Consider the following 18,671-nt stretch of genomic DNA (forward strand, 5'->3'; position numbering starts at 1 on the left):
CGTTCGTCTAGTACTGTACCCGCGCGCCGACCTGCACCACGGTCGCCGACAGATTGTTTTCGCGGAAGTTGGAGCGCGTCTCCTCGCGCCGGACGCTGGCCCTGAGCTGCAGCAGGCGTGAGAACTTGTAGAGCATGCCGAGCTCGACCAGATAGCGGTTGTCGACCCGCGTCGTGCCGGTGAACGCGTCCTCGCCATAGCCGGCGAGGAACGTGCCGACGAGCCAGGGCTCGAACTGATGCTCGATGCCGACGGTGACGTCGCGCTTGAGCACGCCGGAAATGCCGGGCTCGGTGATCTCCACCACCTGCGACTTGGCCCCCAGCGCGATCGCCGTCTCCTTGGCGAACTGCCATGTCAGATTGGCGTCGGCAATGAAGCCGTTGACCGGCTTGAGCATCGGATCCTGATAGCGACGCGTCAGATAGCCGACGGCGACGTCGCCTGTCAGCTTGTCGGCGTAGTTGAAGGTCACGCCGGCCTCGACCGCCGTCCCGGTGGAGTCGCGGCGGAAGCCTTCGGCATCGACCGCGATGTCGTGAACGCGGCGATCGACGGCGACGTCGACGAAGGGACGGATCTCCGGCGTCAGATTGTAGGTGATGCGGCTCTGCGAGCCGTATTGGACGAAGTTGCGATCGGCATTGCTGACGATCTGGCCGTCGACGAGCGGCGCGTTCTGGAACGCGACGCGGTCGATGGCGGCCTTGGTCGAGACCTCGACCTCCTCGAACCGCTTGGTGACGCCCGCCGAGCCGCCGACGGTGGAGGCGAGCGGAATCCTGGCGAACCGGCCGGCGAAGCGCGGCGTGCCGGGATCATCGGCATCGACGGCAACGTGGCCCTCGCCGTTGAGCGCAAACGTATCGGTGATGTCGTAGCGCCCATTCACCTTGGCGTCGACGGTAGGCCTGCTGAGCTGCCGGAGCTTCGCATAGTCGATGTAGCCGACGCGCACATCGGCGTTGAGCAGATGCCGCTCGAACTGAGAGCGCACGAGCAGGACCGGCGCAACGCTGACGAAGGCCGAGCCCTTGCCTTGCGGCACACGGCCGGGATTGCTGTCGAAGCCTGAGGACATTTCGAACGCAGGCTTCAGGATGAAGTTTCCCACCGTGATGCCCTTGGGCTCATAGGGGTCTTCCGCCATCATCGGCGGCTGCGGCTGCTCCTGCGGCTTCTGCCCCTTGTTCACCGGCGGCAGCCGCATCTTGGGCTTGTCCGCCAGAACGGGCGGAATCGGCTGCGCATCCTGTCGCGGAATCGGCGGCAGGTTACGCGGCAGCACGCCACGCGTCGCCGGCGGCGGACTGACGGCGAACGCCAGCGCGTCCAGGCAGCGATTGGGCACGTTCGTGACCGACAGCCGGCCTGGCGTCGACAGGCAGCCGCCGACCAGGAGGCCGGCGGACGGTGCACCGAAAAAGCCGTTTCGAACCGGAGCCAGACGCGGCGCCGGCTCGCGGCGCGCGGCCTGCGGGAGCGCGCCCGCGCCCGCATCGATCGGAGACCGCGGCCGCGGCGGCGGGGCCTCGTCCACCTGCGTGGCCGCCTTCGGCTCCGGCTCGACCCCGCCCGGCGAAACGATCACCTGCGGAATGACCAGCGGTCCATTGCTGTTCGCCGGCCTCACCGGCTGGCGGCGGCGATTGGGTACGACCACCACCGGTCCGGCGTCGGTGGTCGCCGGATCTGCATAGGCCCTGACCTGGCTCCCCGGCGTGACGGTCTGACCGTAGGACGGCGCGACTCCGAACAGCGTCACGAGCAGCACGGTGATCGCAACCGTCTCCTCCTGGCACCGTGAGACGTCGCGACCGATGCCACGTCTGGAAGCGACCGTCTCTCGTGCTGCCCGTTCCAAAGAGCCTCGTCTCCGTCGAGTTCGGCAACCCGCGAAGCGCGGCGCCCGCGGCGTGACGCATCCCGGCATCACGGCGTCGAAGGTCGGATCACTCGATGATCAGCGCGCCCTTGTTGCCCTGATGGAAGTCGTCGAAGAATTCGTAGCGTCCCGGCTTCTGCGCCTTGACCTTCACGACGCCTTCCATGTTGGGCTTGATCACCGTCTCGAACTCCAGGGGCTCGCTCTCGAACTCGACCGGCGCGCCATCCAGATTCTTGACCTTGAACACGATCGGCGTGTTGGCCGGCGCCTTCATCTCCGCCGGCTGAAACTTGTTGTCCTTGACCGATATCTCGATGGTCGTCTCAGCCGCCCCTGCCGGCAGCGCGAACGCCGCGATCAACAGCACGGCGGCTCCTGCTGCCTGTACCTTCCCAAAGAGATTCATGCTGTATGTCCCTGTCCCGAATTCACCCGAATGTGCCGAACGTCTTCCCGCGCTCGCCTGTTTCGACGAGTCTTCGACACTTCATAGAACGACTATAAAGTCCCGAATGCGGCAATTTGCCGTGTCGAAATTTGACAACATCTGTGTGTGCGACAAAGCGCGCGAATTTATTAGTTGTACGGCGTCAAGTCGCCGCGCAGACGCGTGGGCTCGAGCATCGCCGATGCGCGTCGCCGAATGACAACGACGAAAATCAGCGGTCACTGCGGTCGGTAGCAGCACAATCGCCTTAGTTCGCATCTGTGCTGATATGAGACACGACAGGTCATGCAGCGCCGTCGCGCGCCGCGAACCACACGAGACTCACGATCGACCGCCTACGCTGCGCACAGCACATGCATGATCCTCATGCGCCCGCTCATCGAGACGAGTGCGAGCGAGATGCACGAAGGGACACGCTCGTGCTGGTCTCACGCGGCATGGACCGCAATATGCGTGTGCGTCCATCCAGCTCGAGCCGTGCGCGGACAAGCCTTGCGCGCACTAGAAATGAAATCAGGCGCGGGCCTGCACGCACATATCGCCGGCGAGCGCACACGACCGATGCCCGCCGTCTCACCTGCCGACCCCCAGCCGCCTGTCGTGAATGCTGAGGGATCGCGGCATACGCGCAGGCTTCGCGGCGCCGGGGGCCGGATTCACGCGCAGGGGCGGCAGATCGGGTACAACGGATACGTGCTCCTCGTCCGCCATCGGCTCGGGCTCCGGGCTCTGGCGTGCGACGCTGCGCGCCACCGCAGGCGCGGCGCGCATGATGCCAGGCACGCGCTTGCGTCCCGTCACCATCGCGCGCATCAAATTCTCCCGCTGCAGCACGCTCATCCACACCGTGCCGAGCACATGCACGGCGATCAGGGCGATGATGGCATTGGACGACAGCGCATGCGCCTGCTCGATCCAGCCGACGCCGAAGAACCGGATCGAGACCTGCATGACGCCGCTGATGGTCGAGACGATCAGAAGCGCAAGCATCACGACCAGCATCGCGGCCCCTGCCGGGTTCAGGCCCAGATAGCGTCCCGTCTCTCCGCGCAACATGCCCACGATGTACTGAGGCGCCGCCCGCAGCTTGAGGCTGATCCGCGCAAACAGCGAATGACGGCTGCCGATCAGTCCCCAGATCAGCCTGAAGGCGAGAAGACCGATGACGGCATAGCCCGCCAGGCGATGCAGGCGATCGAACGTGTTGGGCGTGACGCAGGCGACGAGCACGAAGGCCGCGAGCGACCAGTGCCAGACGCGCAGCGGAAAATCCCAGACCGCTACGGTCCCCGAACCCGAGTTCGCCGGCGTCTCGGAGAAGACGCTCCGCTGTGCCTGGCCTGCGTCACGCATGACCATCAGATCACTTCGCCTTGGTGTGCTTCAGCGCGAGGTCTTCGGGGCTGTAGAACAGCTCATAGAGCTTACCGCCCTTGACGCCGTAGACCTCGTAGCAGGTGCCCTCGATCTTGGTCTGTCGAACCTCGTAGCCCGCGGCCTTCGCCTTTGCCTCGGCCTCGGCGGTGGTCTTCCACGACGCCTTGTCGAGCTTGGTGCAATCCTTGTAGCCGTCGGCGAGCGCTGCGGAGCCCGACGCCAGACCCGCCGCCAAGACCACGCCCATCAGCTTGATGACCTTCATAATCAAATCCCTCCTCGAAGACTGCGCCATCGGCGCCAACAGCGCTCGATGCGCAGGCTACAAAGGGGAGGAGATTTCAACGAAACTTGGACATCATCATCCGCGGCGGATGGCCTCGATCACGCAGGCGCGGCTCGAAACGTTCCGCATCCGGCCGCAATGTCGCTGAGATGCGAACTCACATGCGGTCCCGTCAGGATTGAACCGTGTCGGCAGGCCGCTGATCTTTTCAGGACTCGACAACGCGCGCGGTTCCCCGCGCATTGCAACTGATATTGATTCGCAAGGATGTAGCAGCATCATCGCGAGGCGCATGCGCTTTGCTCCCGCACAAGGCGTGGACGGCGCTGTGTGCGGGACCACACTCCTGCCCGATTGCCGCTGTGACCATGGTGAGGCGAGAAAGGAACCGACAGCTACAAGGCTGCGACCTTAAGCCTCAGAAATTTTTTTTTGAGCGTCGCCATCGTTCGCACGACCGGATCGAGATCGATGGTGGATGATGACGATGCGGCTGCTTGCGCACGCATCGTCCGGCCGTCAAACGCACATCCGTGCGGACAGCGGCGCAGCCATCCTGATCCTGGGCGCGGGCGATGCCCTTGCCGACACTGACTGCCGACCAGGATGGCGAGTCGTTGCAGGAAAACGACGTGTCGGATGCCTCGGCAACGACGTCCCCGCTTGCGTCGGGATCTGCCATGGACGCGCGCCAGGACGAGCGGCCATTGCCGGGTGAGCTGCGCTTGCGCCGCCCAGTGCGGCGCATGCCTCGCGAGCCCTGGCGCGGATTTCGACATGCATCATTCCATCGCTGCGGCAGGGGCAGGACGATGGTGGATCGTCCTTGCCGCCATCGAGCGACAAGCGCCGCCCTCAGCGATGGATCCTCGAGGAGCGAGCCAGCTTGCGTCCCACGGTCGCGCGCAGGCCGACGCGCATCAGGCGCCCGGCCGTCGGGAATGGAAGGCTCGTCACTTCGTTCCGGAGAAGACGCGGCTGATGAAGTCGGAGCTCTCGGGCGACTTCGTCATCTCCGGCGACGGCTCGGGCTGGGCCGGCGGCTCGGTTGGTACGGATCGGATCTGCGGTCGGCTTCGGACGGTGACGCTGCGCGTCGCGCGCGCCTCCTGCTCGCCTCCGTTCGGCTTGCTCACCGTGATCATGATCTTCTCGGAGATCACGGGCGGATCGAAGTTGAGATGCCTGGTGTCGCCCAGCACGAGCTGCAGCGTGTGCTTGCCGGGCGACAATTCGATCCGCGCCTCCGTCTCCCCCGCTGCGTAATGAACGTGTTTCTTGTCGCGCGGAATCTCCTCGCCGGCCTGCATCGTCTCGTCGACGTCGACCAGAAGATGATGATGGCCACTGCCGGCGAAATCGTCGCCCGCATGGGTAACGCCCATGTTGCGCAGTCCGAAACGAGCGATGAAGGGCCCGGTCACCGTCTCCCCGTCCGCAGGAGAGATGAAATAGACGCGGGCATCCTTCGCAGCCTTCGTTCCCTTGGCCGGCGCCAATGACGGCGCGAGCACGAGCGATGCGGTCAGGATGAGGCAGAGTCGCGCAGACCTCGGCAGCATGCAAATCCCCTATGGTGAGAGCGCGATGCGGAAACCCAGGGTCGGATGCCGGATGCGGCCGTCATAGCGGTCGCGGCTGCCGGCCCGCGCATCGGCGGCGCCGTTCTTCCACGATCCCGAGCGGATGACACGGGCATAGCTACCTTCCTCGAGCCAGGCCGATCCATCCGCCGGCGCGCCCTTGTAGTTCTTGTGCCAGCTGTCGGCGACCCACTGGCCGACGCCGCCGCCCATGTCGAACAGGCCGTAAGGATTGGCCTGGACGCTGCCGATCTTCGGCGGCTGGTCGGTCTCGGCGTCGCCCGTGCCGTTGCAGCCCTTGCAACTGGCCATGCCGGGGCGCATGCGATCGCCCCACCAATAGCGGGTGCGCTGGCCGCCGCGCGCGGCATATTCCCACTCGGCCTCGGACGGCAGCCGGAACGACTTGCCGGTCGCCTTCGACAGCCAGGCGAGATAGGCCTGCGTGTCGTCGTAGCTCAGGTTGGTGACCGGACGATCATCCGCGCCGGCCGCGATGTCGGCGCAGCTTGCCGCGGCGACACACTGCTTCCACTCGCCGATCGTCACGGGATGCTTGCCGAGCGAGAACGGTCGCACGCTGACCTGATGCGCCGGCTGCTCGGACTCGTCGTCGCCGCCCATCGCAAAACTGCCACCGGCGATCGCAACCAGCTCAGGCACGCGCAGCTTCGGCCCGGCTTCCGGCGCCGGCGCGGGCCGCGGAATGGCTGCCGTGTCGGATGATCGCGCCAGCGTCGCCTCGAGTGCCGGAGCATCCTGGCGCGGCGCGATGAAGGCGCTGGACGGCGATCGCGCGGCGTCCTGGCGCGCGCCGGCGGCTTCCAGCAGGATCCGGCGCGGCGGAGGCAGCGGCGCGGCGGACTGCGCCTCCTGCTGCGAGCTCGACGATCCGGCCGACCCAGGCGGCGCCTGAATCAGCAGCCTGATCTCGCGTAGCGGCAACAGCACGCCGCCGAGGAAGACGATGCCGAGGACCACGACGCCGAGCGCTCCGCGGATCAGCTTCTTGCGCGCACCTGCCGCCGGCGCGAACACGGCCTTCAGCCGGCCGCCCTTACCCCTCTCCTCCTGATCACCGTCGCTACCGTCGTCCCATCTGTCCGGAAGGGGCGCCGCCGGCCCGGGCGACGGGCGCACCGGAGAGACTGGTGCAGGTTCTCGTCGAGCCGCACTCTCAGGCTCTGCGATCTCCCATTCGGCATCGAGCGACTGCTCGAGCGCGCCGCACATCATCAGCAACAGCCCGCCTTCGCTCTTGCCGGTCCAGCGCTCCTGCACCTCGGGACACTCGACCTGATCCTCGACGCGCAGGAAGCTTGGCGGACGCATCGGGCTGAGCGAGACCTGCACCGTGCGGCCGCAGCGCCGGCAGGCCACCGCACGGGAATCCTCCGGCAGCGCATCCTCGGCGAGCTTGGGAGCCCGCAGCCATTGCAACGCTGAACTCTCGCTCATGCTGTCCTCGCTCGTGATGCCCGCCAACCCCGTCACTGACCCCAGCTGGCGAACACGTCCTTGAACACGCGGTCGCCGTCGGATCCCTTCTCGATCGACAGCAGCGCCCGGTTGCCGCCCTCGTAGACGATCGGAATGTCGAACCACTGCTTGCCCTTGAGAAGCATCAGATTGCGCTTGGTATCGACCTCGTTGGCCGACAGCGCGACCATGAAGTATTTCGGTGTCACCCGGGCGGTCTGGGTCACCAGCGCCGTCCCGCGCTCGGCCTCCTCGCCCTTCAGGCCGATGCCCCTCAGGCTGGTCAGGCCGCTGACCGACTGATCTGGCCAGTCGAACTTGAGCTCCATGATGTGACTCGCCGGCATCTCCATGTCGGCGTTCCGCCGCAGCGAGATCGTGGCCTTGGTGCCGTTCTCGATCTCGATCTCACCCTTGATCGCCGGCGCCGTATCGAGTCGCGGCCCCTTGGTCTGCTCGATCGACCAGGTGACCTTGCCAGGATAACGCTTGCCCTTCGGATCCTGCGGATCCTCATGATAGAGGAACGCCTGCGCCGGCGTGCTGACCGGCACGCTCATGCCGACCGTGGCATGCTCCCCGGCCGCGGCGACAACCACCGGCTTGGCCTCAACCACCGGCTTGGCCTCGGGCGTGATCCGCTCTGCACTGACCTTGTGGGCGCCCGGTTCGCTCGGCAGAGCCGACGCTGCCGTCGCACCGCTCAGGGACAGCTGGATCCATTCCGACGCGCGCTCCCAGGACACCGCCGCACCGACGACTACCAGCAATCCGGCCGCGGCAAATGCCATCACCCGCCGGCTCGGCCGACGGCGGCGTGGTGCCGCGGCGTTCTCCGTCGCCTTGAAGGCCATCGCGAGGAGGGAGGGGTGAATCTTGATCTCGGTCGCCGGGGCTGCAGCCGCGGCGGCGGGCTCAGTGGTGGCAGAAGCCGCTGCCGCAGCGGGTGTCGCAACGACGGCAGGCTTCACGGGCTCTGCCGGCGCGGCGCCCGTGGACTCCGCCTCGATCTCCGCCGTGACCACCTTTTTTTCGGCAGGGCGCTGCGGCACCGCAGCCCGGTCGGCGACGATGACCGGCGCTTCAGTGACGGCGGCCGCGCTCGGCTGGGTCGGCTCGACCGTGGCTGGCTGCGCGACGGTCGGCAGCTCAGGCGGAGCCGGAGTCACAACCGGCGTCACGATGTCCGCGGCCGGCTCGCGCGGCGGACGCCGGCGCAGCACGCGAATCTCCGGCGCGGGCTTGGGCGCAGCCGCGCGGCTCTCGGCACGCTGCGCTATCGCGGGCGCGCTCGGCTTGCCGGCGGCAGCCGTGACGATGTCCGTCCCCGAGCGGCGAGCCATCGAGAGATATTTCGCGACGGTGGCGATCTCCTCTTCGAGCGAGTGCGTCGTGAAGACTTGCCGTGGCTGCGGCCGCTGCTTCGGCGCGGGCGCTGCCGCGCGGGCCGGCCGCGGCAGCTCGGCGGCTGGTGCATCGGCCGGTCTGGACGTATCGGCGGGCAGCAGCGAAGCTGTGACCGAGGCTGTCTCGACGCCGGCAGGGCGCGCGCGCAGCTCGATCATGCGATCGGGAAACAGGATCGCGGCGAGATCGCGCAGCGAGGCACCCGGCATCAGCAGCCGCCGCAGCGCTGGTGGAACGCGGCGCAGCGTGTTCGTCTCGGTGCGTTTGACAACAGGATCGTTGCGGCCGGCTTCGACCAAGGCTCCGTCGTCGTGACGCTCGTCGCTGATCAGAACCTTGCGGGCCCGCAGCATCGCCGTCAGTTCGCGCAGATCGGAGCGCGAGGCGTGTTCGACGACCAGAAGATCGAAGGTGCCGATCCGAGCCGGCAGCAACTCGGCGACACGCCAGGCCGGCATCACGTGACAGGGAATCTCCTCGAGCCAGCCGTCGAGAGACCTGCGCGCAGCAAGCCGAAGTCGGCGTGCGGTCGGACCGGAGCAGGCCGACGCCATCTTCTGCATCGAGTCCCTGAACCGCTTCACCGCTTGCCTGACGGCGACGCCCGCATTCTGCGCGATGCCCAGCGACATGCGGGCGCCGATCACCGCTTCGAACAAGGCCAGCGACCGCGTCTCCAGCCGCGCGCGCTGAGCCGCGAGGTCATGCAGCAGCTGCCGCTCCTCCGGACTTTCGATCCGCATCAGCACGGCCCAATTCCAGGCCGCCACCCATTCCGCGAGCGTCGCCGCATCCTTCGCCTCGCCCGCGCCCGGCGCGGACCGCAGCCGCTGCGCCAGACTCGGCGCGCCCGCCGCAGTCACCATCCGGCAGGCGGTCCTGACGAGTTCGTAGTCCGGCCTGGCCTCGCGGATCTTCTCCATGGTCGCGAGAATGCCTGTCCACCGCGTTTCGAGCTCCTGCGGCTCCGTCTCGGCGTCACCGACCCGCGACAGCACGTTCTCCTGAACGGAGACGGCGAGTTCTCCCGCCCGGGCGAACAATTCGCCGAGGCGAGCGAGTTCGATCAGCGGTCCCGATACGCGCGTCATGACGGTCCGAATCGCCGCGCCGAACGCGGCCAGCCGCTGTGCATCGGCCAGCATCGCCCTGACGTCGCCGTCCGGCACCGACAGCTTGGAGCAGGCATCGGCCACGCTGCGGACGGCGAGCGCGGCCGTCACGATGGCGGCCTCGACGCTCTTGACGATGTGCTCGAGGTCATCGAACGCCCGCGCCGATTCCAATTGAAGCGCGGGTGCACCGATCTGCGTTGCGATCGACGTCCAGCGCGCGCGCAACGCATGCAGGTCGTGGCGCCACAGCAGGAAGCGCCCGACATATTGCCAGTCCGCCGGCTTCGACGGCGAGGCACCGTCCACCGTGATCGCTTCGACGGCGGCCTTCAGCGCGCGGCGCGAGGGCGAGAACCGCGCGAACGGCTTCTCGCCGGCCGCAAGCCGCTCGACCACGCGGATCGCGTCCCTCCTGGTGAACGCCTCGACCGGCGCCTGCACCTGGCGCCTCGCGAATTCGGCGCTCCGCGACAGCTGGAACGACGCATCACGCGCCCACCCCACGACCTTGTCGAGACCTGCGGGAGCGTCAGCCTTGGCGGCGCCGAGCGGCGACAGCCGCGCGAGCCAGGTTTCCTCGGCGATGGCGCGATGGCCGGCTACCAGCGCATCGAGATCGGCCGCCAGGCGGTTGGTTGCGTCGAGCCCGAAGGTCGCGATGGCGTCGAGCGCGAGATCCTCGTCGCGGCCAGCGTCCGACGTCAGCCCTGCCTGGTGCTGCAGCTCCGCGTGCAGACGCAGGATAGCGGCGGTGTCGGGAAGCGCCGCGAGCTCCGGCAACTCGACATCGATGTGCTTGAGATCAGCGGCAAGCCGCAGCCGCGCCTCGCGTGCCTTGTCGATCGCCGTAACGAGCGGGTCGGTGGCTGCGAGCAGGTGCTTCGGCCGGTCGGTGAACCAGGCATGCGCGTCCTGCTCGCCGACCAGCGCCTTGAACAAATCGAACGGCAGCTCCGGCAAGCCGCCGGCGAGCCGCAGGTTACGCCGGACGATCTCGGCGATCTCGTCGTCGAGCGATGCGATCTGCGTGCGCTTCGAGATAATGTCGCGTTCGAGCCGGCCGATCTGACCGACCTGATCGCGCAGATTTGGCGTATCCAGGATCGATTGCAGCCGGCCCGCCAGGGCTTCGGCCTTCCTGAGCACGTCCTTGTCGGAGCCGGTCGAGCTGACGGTCAGCTCGCGAATGGCCGGCGGCAGCTTCTGATGCAGCAGCGAAAGTGCAGCCTCGTCCCTGGACACGACGAGGACGCGCGAGCCGAGCGCGAGGTGATGGCAGACGACGTTGACGAGCGCCGTGATCCGATCGTCGCGTTCGACAGACTGGACCATCAGGCCATCCGACCGCGACAGTTCGCGTACGACCTCGACATCCTCCGCGACAGCCGGCAGCGGGAAGAACAGATCGCCCTGCTCGACCGCAGCAGGCTTGGGCGCAGGCGCAAGGTCGATCGGGCCGCCGACGATGCCGGACAGGTGCCGGCGCGCATTGGCGTGGCCACGTCCATCCGGCTGCGAGAGCAGCGCGCTCACGGCTCCCGACAGGCAGCACTCACTCTGCGGCGCATGCTCGATCGCGTTCTTGAGACGGTCGATGTCGCGCATGGCGAGGCTCTCCGGCCGCCGCCGCGCGGATATGACCCAGCGTCCCGACGTGAGCGCGGCCTCCGAGGCCTCCATGGCCGGCGCATCGTCCGAAGATGCGAGACTGCGCGACGTCTTGTAACCGGATTGCGCGCCTGCGGCGCTCAGGATCTGATCGATGCCGACCGGCGTGAACGGCGACAGCTCTGCGCGCTGCTCGAGCGCCTCGACCAGGCGATCCGGCTTGTCGCGCACGGCAAGCGCCACGTCCGGCGCCACGGCATCGAGCGCCCTCAAATTGACGGTTGCGCCGACGAAGCGCGGCCGGACCCTGACCTCGGCATCCGGACGCGCAATGATCTCGATCTCGACCGCGCGCTCGAACAGCGGCAACTCGAATTCGCGCCCGCCCTGCCGCCACGATGACAGCGCGATGCCCCACATGACCTCGATCGCCTGATCGGCGCCGGCCGTGGCCGCCATGTCGCGCAGCCGCTGATGGATCGCCATGGTCCGGCGGCGCATGCGCTCGGTGTCGGCCCAGGCGGTCCATGGCCCGCTGATATAGCGCTCGATCCGCTGCACGAGGTCAGGACGCTGCTCCAGACGCAGCCGTCCGGTCCAGGCGCCCAGCGCCGGGGCGGGCGAAAAATCCTCGGGCCGTGCGTGGCGGGCGAAGGTGAGGCGGTTCTTCTCCATCTCATCGACCGTGACCACGATGCTCTCGTGCGGCGATGGACGACGGTCGGGCTCGGACGACGGCTCGACCCAGATCTTGAGATCGTAGTCGATGGCGGGGGGCTGTGTCGCAGCAAGCGCCTCGACGGCGAGCCACACCGGACCGTCAACATCGAAGGTATTGAGCACCACGCCCGGCAGACCCGCCAGCTCCTCCTGGTCGAGCGCGAAGCCATGATCGTCGGCGAATGGATGATCCGGCTGCCGCTCCGCCGGGGAGCCCTCGGCCCGAATGATCTCGGTCAGACTGCCGAGCACGTCCTGCAACGGCTCGACGACCGATCCCGTGCCGAGCGCTTCGCTCGTCGAGAACGCCCAGGCGTCGGTCGGCGACTGCGGCTCCAGGGCCGCCGCGCCGATAGCACCAAGCAGCCGCATGCCGTGATCGGCTGCACTGCTCTGCGCCTTGCGATCGCCCGCGCCGGCCTCGTTGGGCCGCACATTCACCAGCTGGCTCATCGCACAGATCCTTCTCTGAAGTCGGCCGCGACGTCGGCGGGAGCTCGGCGAGAGGCTGACCGACAAGGATGGCCCTGCGCGTGATCGCGGTGCGCCGGGCGATCGAAGGGTGGGTTCAGAGTGGACAAGCTTGCCTCGCTGCAACGTCGACGGAACTCCCGACTCGTTGCGGAGGGGTATGGCGAAGTGAGGTCACATCAATGACCCGACAGGTAGATGAATGTGACGATTCTCGCCCCTGTCGGGGAATCGGGAAAAAATCCCGGGTCATTCGATGAGGAAAATCGTGCCTAACAAGTTTGTTAGTCTCGGCTTTTTGTGTAGCGCGGCGCGCGTGGCCGGCAACAAGCTTGGGTTGCGGACGAATACGCTGGAATGTGTCTAAGAATACTTCTAACACTCAAGAAGAAATATCCCGACGCATGCCGAACGCCCGATCTCCACGCCGCAGCGCGGCTGCGGTCCATGTTCGGCCACGAACCCGCCGCGCATGCGGCTCGCTTGCAAGGCAGGCGCCACAAGCATTGGCGCCTGCGTGCATCGCGCTGCGCGCTCCCCTCCGCAAGTACCGGGATCGCATCCGACGGAAACGGCGCTGGCAAGCGATAGCCGGACAGAGCCCGGGGAGTTGCCGGATCCGACGCGACCGTCCTGCAGCGAGCGCTGCTTGAAACACCCGCGAAGCTGAAGTAGCTGTTGTTGCAGCGACATCAACGTCATCCAGACGTTTCCCCGATCGATGGGGCTGGGACTGCATGGTGAGGCAACGGACAAGAGCTGCGGCCGCATGCGGTGCCGTGCTGTTCACGGTGGTTTCCCTGTCGTCGCGCGCGCAGGCGCAGTCTGACGGCGCGGCAGGCCGGGAGCCGGCAACGGTCAAGCTTTCCGCAACGCAACAGAAGCAGATCGGACTCCAGACCGCCGTCCTGGCGGCGGAATCCCATCCCGAACAGTTTCGCGCCTACGGCACGGTGCTGGACGTCGCCAGGCTGACCGACCTGACCAACAACTACGCCAACGCCCAAGCCCAGCTGCAGACGGCGCAAGCGAAGCTCGACGTCGCAAGACTGGCGTTCGAGCGCGCCCGCGACCTCGTGCAGTCGGCGGCCATGCCGCGGAAGGACGCCGAGGCGGCGGAGGGCACGTTCCGGACCGATCAAGCCAGCCTGGCTGCCGCCGAATCGCAAGTGAAGACCCTGATGGCGACGGCGCGGCAGGAATGGGGCGCGGTCATTGGAAAGGGCATCATCGAGCGCTCGCCGCAGGTCGTGCAATTGATCGAACGCGAGCAGTTGCTGGTGCAGGTCACGCTGCCGCCCGGCGTGACTCTGGCCGCGCCGCCGCGCGCCGCGCTGGCGCAGGCGCCGACCCGCAGCGTCAACATCGATCTGCGCTATCTGTCGGCTGCGCCGCGAACGGATCCGCGCATCCAGGGCGTGAGCTATTACTTCGTCGCCGCCGGCGACAGCGGGCTGCTGCCGGGGATGAACACCACCGCCTACGTGCCCTCGGGCAAGTCGTTCGAGGGCGTCTTCATCGAGGACACCGCGATCGTGCAATGGCAGGGCCGCTCGTGGGTCTATTTGCGCGCCGGTCCCGAGATCTTCAAGCGCCACCCGATCCGCACCGACCAGCCAGTGTCCGACGACGACTATGTCGTGCAGGACATTCCGTCGGGCTCCGAGATCGTTCTGCGCGGCGCGCAGGTGCTGTTGTCGGAGGAGGCCAAGAGCGAGTTGCGCGGCGGCGGCGACGATGATTGACGGCGTTCGCGGCGCCGCGACCGGCCCCCAGGCGGCGCTGATCTCGTTTGCCATCCGCTTCCGCGGGATCGTGCTGGGGGTGGCCTGCACCATTCTCGGCTACGGCATCTTCTCGCTAGGCAGCGCCAATTACGCGGTGTTTCCCGAATTCGCGCCGCCGCAGGTCTCGATCCAGACCGAGGCCCCCGGGCTCAGTCCGGAACAGGTCGAGGTGCTGGTCACGCAGCCGATCGAAATCGCGATCAACGGTCTCGCCGGCGTCGAGAGCATGAGGTCGTCGTCGATCCAGGGCCTGTCCGTCATTTCGGTTATCTTCCAGCCCGGCACCGAGGTGTTCCGGGCGCGGCAATTGGTGACCGAGCGACTCGCGGTCGTCGCCGGCAGCCTGCCACAGGGCGTGCGGGCGCCATCGATGACGCCGCTGGTGCCGGCGGCCGGCACCGTGCTGGCGATCGGGCTGACCTCCGAGCAGCGCTCGCTGATGGATGTGCGCACGATCGCCGATTGGACCGTGAGCCGGCGGCTGCTGGCCGTCGCGGGCGTGGCGCAGGTCACGACCTATGGCCGGGACATCCGGTCGCTGCAGGTGCAGGTGCGATCCGACGACCTTGTCCGCTTCGGCGTCGGTATGAACGACGTCGTCGCCGCCGCGCGCAAGGCCACCGGCGTGCGCGGTGCCGGCTTCGTCGACACCGCCAATCAACGGGTCATCCTGCAGACGCAGGGCCAGTCGCTGACACCCGAGCAGCTGGCGCGCACGGTCCTGCTGCACCAGGGCGGCGCCAGCGTGGTGCTCGGCGACGTCGCGACGGTCGTGAACGCGCCGGAGCCGCCGATCGGGGGGGCGCTGATCAACGGCCGGCCCGGCATCATGATGATGATCAGCCAGCAATTCGGCGCCAACACACGCACCGTCGCGGCGCGCGTCGAGGCCGCGCTGCGGGAGCTGCGCCCGGCGCTCGACAGCGAGAAGGTCAGGCTGCACGCCGATCTGTTCCGTCCGGCGACCTTCATCGATGCGGCAACCGAGAACGTGCTGTTCGCCCTGCTGATCGGCGGCGCCCTGGTCATCATCGTGCTGTTCCTGTTCCTCTATGACTGGCGCACTTCCGTCATCAGCTGCACCGCGATCCCGCTGTCGCTGTTATCGGCCGTGCTGGCGCTGCAATGGATGGGACAGAGCCTGGACACGATGACCCTTGGCGGCCTCGCCATCGCGATCGGCGAGGTGGTCGATGATGCCGTGATCGGCGTCGAGAACGTGGTGCGCCGGCTGCGCGAGAACCGCGGCCTGCCGTCGCCGCGCAGCGAAGCGCGCGTCGTCTACGATGCCATGCTCGAGGTGCGCGGCGCGGTCGCCTATGCGACCTTCGCCGTGCTCCTGGTGTTCGTGCCGATCCTTGCGCTGCCGGGCCTCGCTGGCCGGCTGTTCGGTCCGCTCGGCATCGCCTACATCCTCGCCGTGGTGGCCTCGCTCGTCGTCGCGCTGACGGTCACACCGGCGCTGTCGATGCTGCTGCTGGCCGGCCGGAAGCCGCGCGAGGAACGCGAGCCGCCACTGGTGCGCTGGTCGCGCCGCCACTACGAGACGCTGTTGCGGCGGCTCGGCCGCTTTCCCAAGTCGGTCATGCTGACGGCCGTGCTGGTGACCGCTGGCGGCGCAAGCCTGGTGCCGTTCTTCGGCGGCACCTTCCTGCCCGACCTGAAGGAAGGCCACCTGATCCTCCACGTCTCGACGCTGCCGGGGACCTCACTCGACGAATCGCTGCGGCTGGGCACGCTGATCGCCGAGGCCCTGCAGGGCGTGCCGGAGATCCGCAGCGTGGCACAGCATGCCGGCCGCGCCGAAGCCGGCGTCGATACCGCCGGCACGCATTCGAGCGAGATCGAGGTCGACCTGAAGCCGGGCCTGTCCGGCGAACAGCAGGAGCTGGCGCAGCAGCGCATCCGCGCCGCGCTCGCCAACTTCGCCGGCATCAACCTGTCGATCAAGACCTACCTGACCGAGCGCATCGAGGAGACGCTGTCCGGCTTCAACGCCGCCGTGGTCATCAACGTGTTCGGCCCCGATCTCGACGATCTCGAGCGTGCGGCGCGCGACATCGCGCGCGAGCTCGGCGAGGTCTGGGGCGCGATCGACATCCAGCAGCAGTCGCCGCCGGGCATGCCGCAGGTCAACGTGACCCTGCGCCCGACCGATCTGCAATCCTGGGGCCTGGACGCGGTCGAGGTGCTGGAATTGATCCGCACCGCCTATCAGGGCGACGTGGTCGGCCAGGCCTATGAAGGCAACGTCGTCTTCAACGTCATCGTCAAGCTCGATCCCGATGCGAGCGCACGCCCGACCGAGATCGGCAACATGCCGATCCGGACGCCGAGCGGCGCCTACATCCTCCTGAAGCAGGTCGCGGACATCTACGGCACCGCGGGGCGCTACGTCGTGTTTCATCGCAATGGGCAGCGCGTCCAGACCGTGACCGCCAACGTGGCCGAGCGCGATCTCGAATCCTTCGTCGCCGCGGCCAAGCGGAAGATCGCCAAGGAGGTCAAGCTGCCGCCGGGCGCGCATGTCGAGTTCACCGGCGCGGCCGAGGCGCAGGCCAAGTCGCGCCGCGACCTCTTGGTGAACTCGCTGCTGGCGACGATCGGCATCGTGCTGCTGCTGTCCTTCGTCACCGGGCACTGGCGCAACCTGGTGCTGGTGCTGATCAACCTGCCGTTCGCCTTCGTCGGCGGCGTCATCGCCGTCGCGTTGACCGGCGGCGTGCTGTCGCTGGGCTCGATGGTGGGCTTCGTGACGCTGTTCGGGATCGCGCTGCGCAACTCGATCCTGATGATCTCGCATTACGAGCATCTGGTCGTCGTCGAAGGCCGCGCCTGGACCCTGGAGACCGCGATCGCCGGCGCCGCCGACCGCCTGGTGCCGATCCTGATGACCTCGCTGGTGACCGGCCTCGGCCTGCTGCCGCTCGCGCTCGGCGCCGGCGAGCCGGGCCGCGAGATCGAGGGACCAATGGCCGTGGTTATCCTGGGCGGACTCCTGACCTCGATGGCCCTCAACCTGCTGGTGCTGCCGACGCTGGCGCTGCGCTTCGGCCGGTTCGCGCGCGGCGTGCAGGCCCGCGCAGATGTCGCGGCGAGCTGATCGCGGGCGTTAGCCGTCCGCGACGTTCGCCGCACGTGGCTGCTCGACGCGTCACCATGCGGGCCGGATGAAGACGATTGACTTCCGACCCGTGTTGACGAGCTTGCCACTGGTCAACTGCAGACCTTCGCGACCGAGTCTGCGGCGTCCGCATTCAGCCCAAAACTGACATGCCGGCACAGTCACTATGTGCGTTGTCGAGGAGACTACGCGCTACCATCTTGTGCCCCGGTCGAAGCTCGCGGGGCGCGTCATGATCCGCCGCTATGAATCGTCAAGATGGTGAGTTTGCCTTCGGCTCCAACCAGCCTACGGGCTACGAGCTTGCCTTTTCAAATATACCGCGTCTCCATCAGCTGACGCTCATACTCAGCCCCAATAGCGGAGTGTGTTGACCAGTTAAAACCTGTTCCTTTGAGGGTGTGGTGCCATGTGCTGACTAGCAAGTCAGAGGTTTCACGCAAAGTGGGATTATACGAACACGAACCTTCCAGTCTCAAAGTGGTATCAATCTGTTGTTCCTCGCCTTCATCGCTGCGGAATAGTAATAGATCGAACAAAACCTCAAACGTTACGGCGACGATGGATTTTTTTGGCGTCGCGTATCCCTTGATAATTACGTTCTGTGCGTCGCTGAGCTCAAAGCGCTTAATCGCCCCAATATGGGCAGGAACTCGCGACACCGCTCTTTCCGAAGCAATTTCTTGAGCTTTTGGCGTGACAATTTCGACAACAGCATCACAGATCGTATCTTTCTCAAGGATCGTGATTTCATTTTGCGACACAGCAGCAAGGAACGTCTGAATTGTTCGATGCAGTCGCACATCTCTTCCGAGAGTCTCTAATTCGTTCTTCAGTGGCTTTACTATATTCAGTCGATCGCGGTTTTCATAGAAGGCGGAATCATTTGTCACGAAATGCACAATGCGCGAGGCAGAAAACTCCAACACCGTTTCCCAGATGCAGCAATCGCGGAATTGTTCGTTATTTTCGCCGCAGGGAGGAGCGTGATTAAGTATACGTTGCAGTGACGCTCTGGCCTGCTCAAAGGTGAAGGGGGCGCGAACAATGACGCCGTCAAGCTCCTTCCACCTTCGCGCCATACCCTCGTGAATCGCCTTCTCAGTCGGTACTGGCTGCAAGATGCGTTCATGCCCCGATAATTGTCGCAGGAGATCGACGCTTTTTCGAAGTGCGGCACTAGCCTTGCCTGCCTCATTCTTCAAAACACGATCAACTTCCAATTCAACGATTTCCGGGAGCACAATCGTGGCGCTATTTGCTGCGACCGCAAATAGCACTGCGCTGCCTACTGAACTATGGAGCATTCGCTCTGAGACCCATACGTTGGCATCAAGCAAAAGGCAGTAGTTCGCATTGTGGTGTGACATTCGGGCCG

The 18,671-nt window shown here is 66.5% G+C and carries 11 protein-coding genes; 2 read left to right on the top strand and 9 right to left on the bottom strand.

All coding sequences use genetic code 11. The features are described 5' to 3' along the window. Positions 1-7 precede the first annotated feature (7 nt). The 8 genes from QW863_RS34510 to QW863_RS34545 all read right to left on the bottom strand — a co-directional run bounded on the left by QW863_RS34510 (position 8) and on the right by QW863_RS34545 (position 12,364). Positions 8-1,864 (bottom strand): outer membrane beta-barrel protein, encoded by a 1,857-nt coding sequence (locus tag QW863_RS34510; RefSeq protein WP_315716495.1) that lies wholly within the window; start codon positions 1,862-1,864, stop codon positions 8-10. Positions 1,865-1,952: 88 nt separating this feature from the next. After that, on the bottom strand, positions 1,953-2,294 hold the full coding sequence (locus tag QW863_RS34515) for a cupredoxin domain-containing protein (RefSeq protein WP_315716494.1): 342 nt from the start codon (positions 2,292-2,294) through the stop codon (positions 1,953-1,955). A 615-nt stretch (positions 2,295-2,909) separates the two neighbouring features. Then, positions 2,910-3,689 carry a cytochrome b/b6 domain-containing protein gene (locus QW863_RS34520; RefSeq protein WP_315716493.1) on the bottom strand — a complete coding sequence of 260 codons (780 nt, stop codon included), beginning with the start codon at positions 3,687-3,689 and terminating at the stop codon, positions 2,910-2,912. Positions 3,690-3,699: 10 nt separating this feature from the next. Beyond that, positions 3,700-3,978 (bottom strand): PepSY domain-containing protein, encoded by a 279-nt coding sequence (locus tag QW863_RS34525; RefSeq protein ID WP_315716492.1) that lies wholly within the window; start codon positions 3,976-3,978, stop codon positions 3,700-3,702. A 439-nt stretch (positions 3,979-4,417) separates the two neighbouring features. Beyond that, positions 4,418-4,681, bottom strand: a complete 264-nt coding sequence (locus tag QW863_RS34530) for a hypothetical protein (RefSeq protein WP_315716491.1) — start codon at positions 4,679-4,681, stop codon at positions 4,418-4,420. Between the two features lie 271 nt (positions 4,682-4,952). Next, entirely contained in the window at positions 4,953-5,561 is a 609-nt protein-coding gene (locus QW863_RS34535; protein ID WP_315716490.1) for a DUF4399 domain-containing protein, read from the bottom strand. A gap of 9 nt (positions 5,562-5,570) precedes the next feature. Beyond that, positions 5,571-7,040 carry a formylglycine-generating enzyme family protein gene (locus QW863_RS34540; protein WP_315716489.1) on the bottom strand — a complete coding sequence of 490 codons (1,470 nt, stop codon included), beginning with the start codon at positions 7,038-7,040 and terminating at the stop codon, positions 5,571-5,573. A 32-nt stretch (positions 7,041-7,072) separates the two neighbouring features. After that, entirely contained in the window at positions 7,073-12,364 is a 5,292-nt protein-coding gene (locus QW863_RS34545) for an AAA family ATPase (protein ID WP_315716488.1), read from the bottom strand. A 755-nt stretch (positions 12,365-13,119) separates the two neighbouring features. Between QW863_RS34545 and QW863_RS34550 the strand changes: the two genes are divergently transcribed. Together QW863_RS34550 and QW863_RS34555 are read left to right on the top strand one after the other, a co-directional pair. After that, the gene (locus tag QW863_RS34550; protein ID WP_315716487.1) at positions 13,120-14,127 is read left to right on the top strand and encodes an efflux RND transporter periplasmic adaptor subunit; all 1,008 of its coding nucleotides are present in this window, start codon (positions 13,120-13,122) and stop codon (positions 14,125-14,127) included. Further along, on the top strand, positions 14,120-17,272 hold the full coding sequence (locus QW863_RS34555; protein ID WP_315716486.1) for an efflux RND transporter permease subunit: 3,153 nt from the start codon (positions 14,120-14,122) through the stop codon (positions 17,270-17,272). Before QW863_RS34550 ends, QW863_RS34555 begins: the two co-directional genes overlap by 8 nt. Positions 17,273-17,604: 332 nt before the next feature. Here the strand turns inward: QW863_RS34555 and QW863_RS34560 are convergent, their stop codons facing one another. Then, complete coding sequence (locus tag QW863_RS34560; RefSeq protein ID WP_315716485.1) at positions 17,605-18,663, bottom strand: PIN domain-containing protein; 1,059 nt, start codon at positions 18,661-18,663, stop codon at positions 17,605-17,607. Between the last annotated feature and the right edge of the window lie 8 nt (positions 18,664-18,671).

The organism is Bradyrhizobium sp. SZCCHNR1017 (assembly GCF_032381375.1).
GTDB lineage: Bacteria > Pseudomonadota > Alphaproteobacteria > Rhizobiales > Xanthobacteraceae > Bradyrhizobium.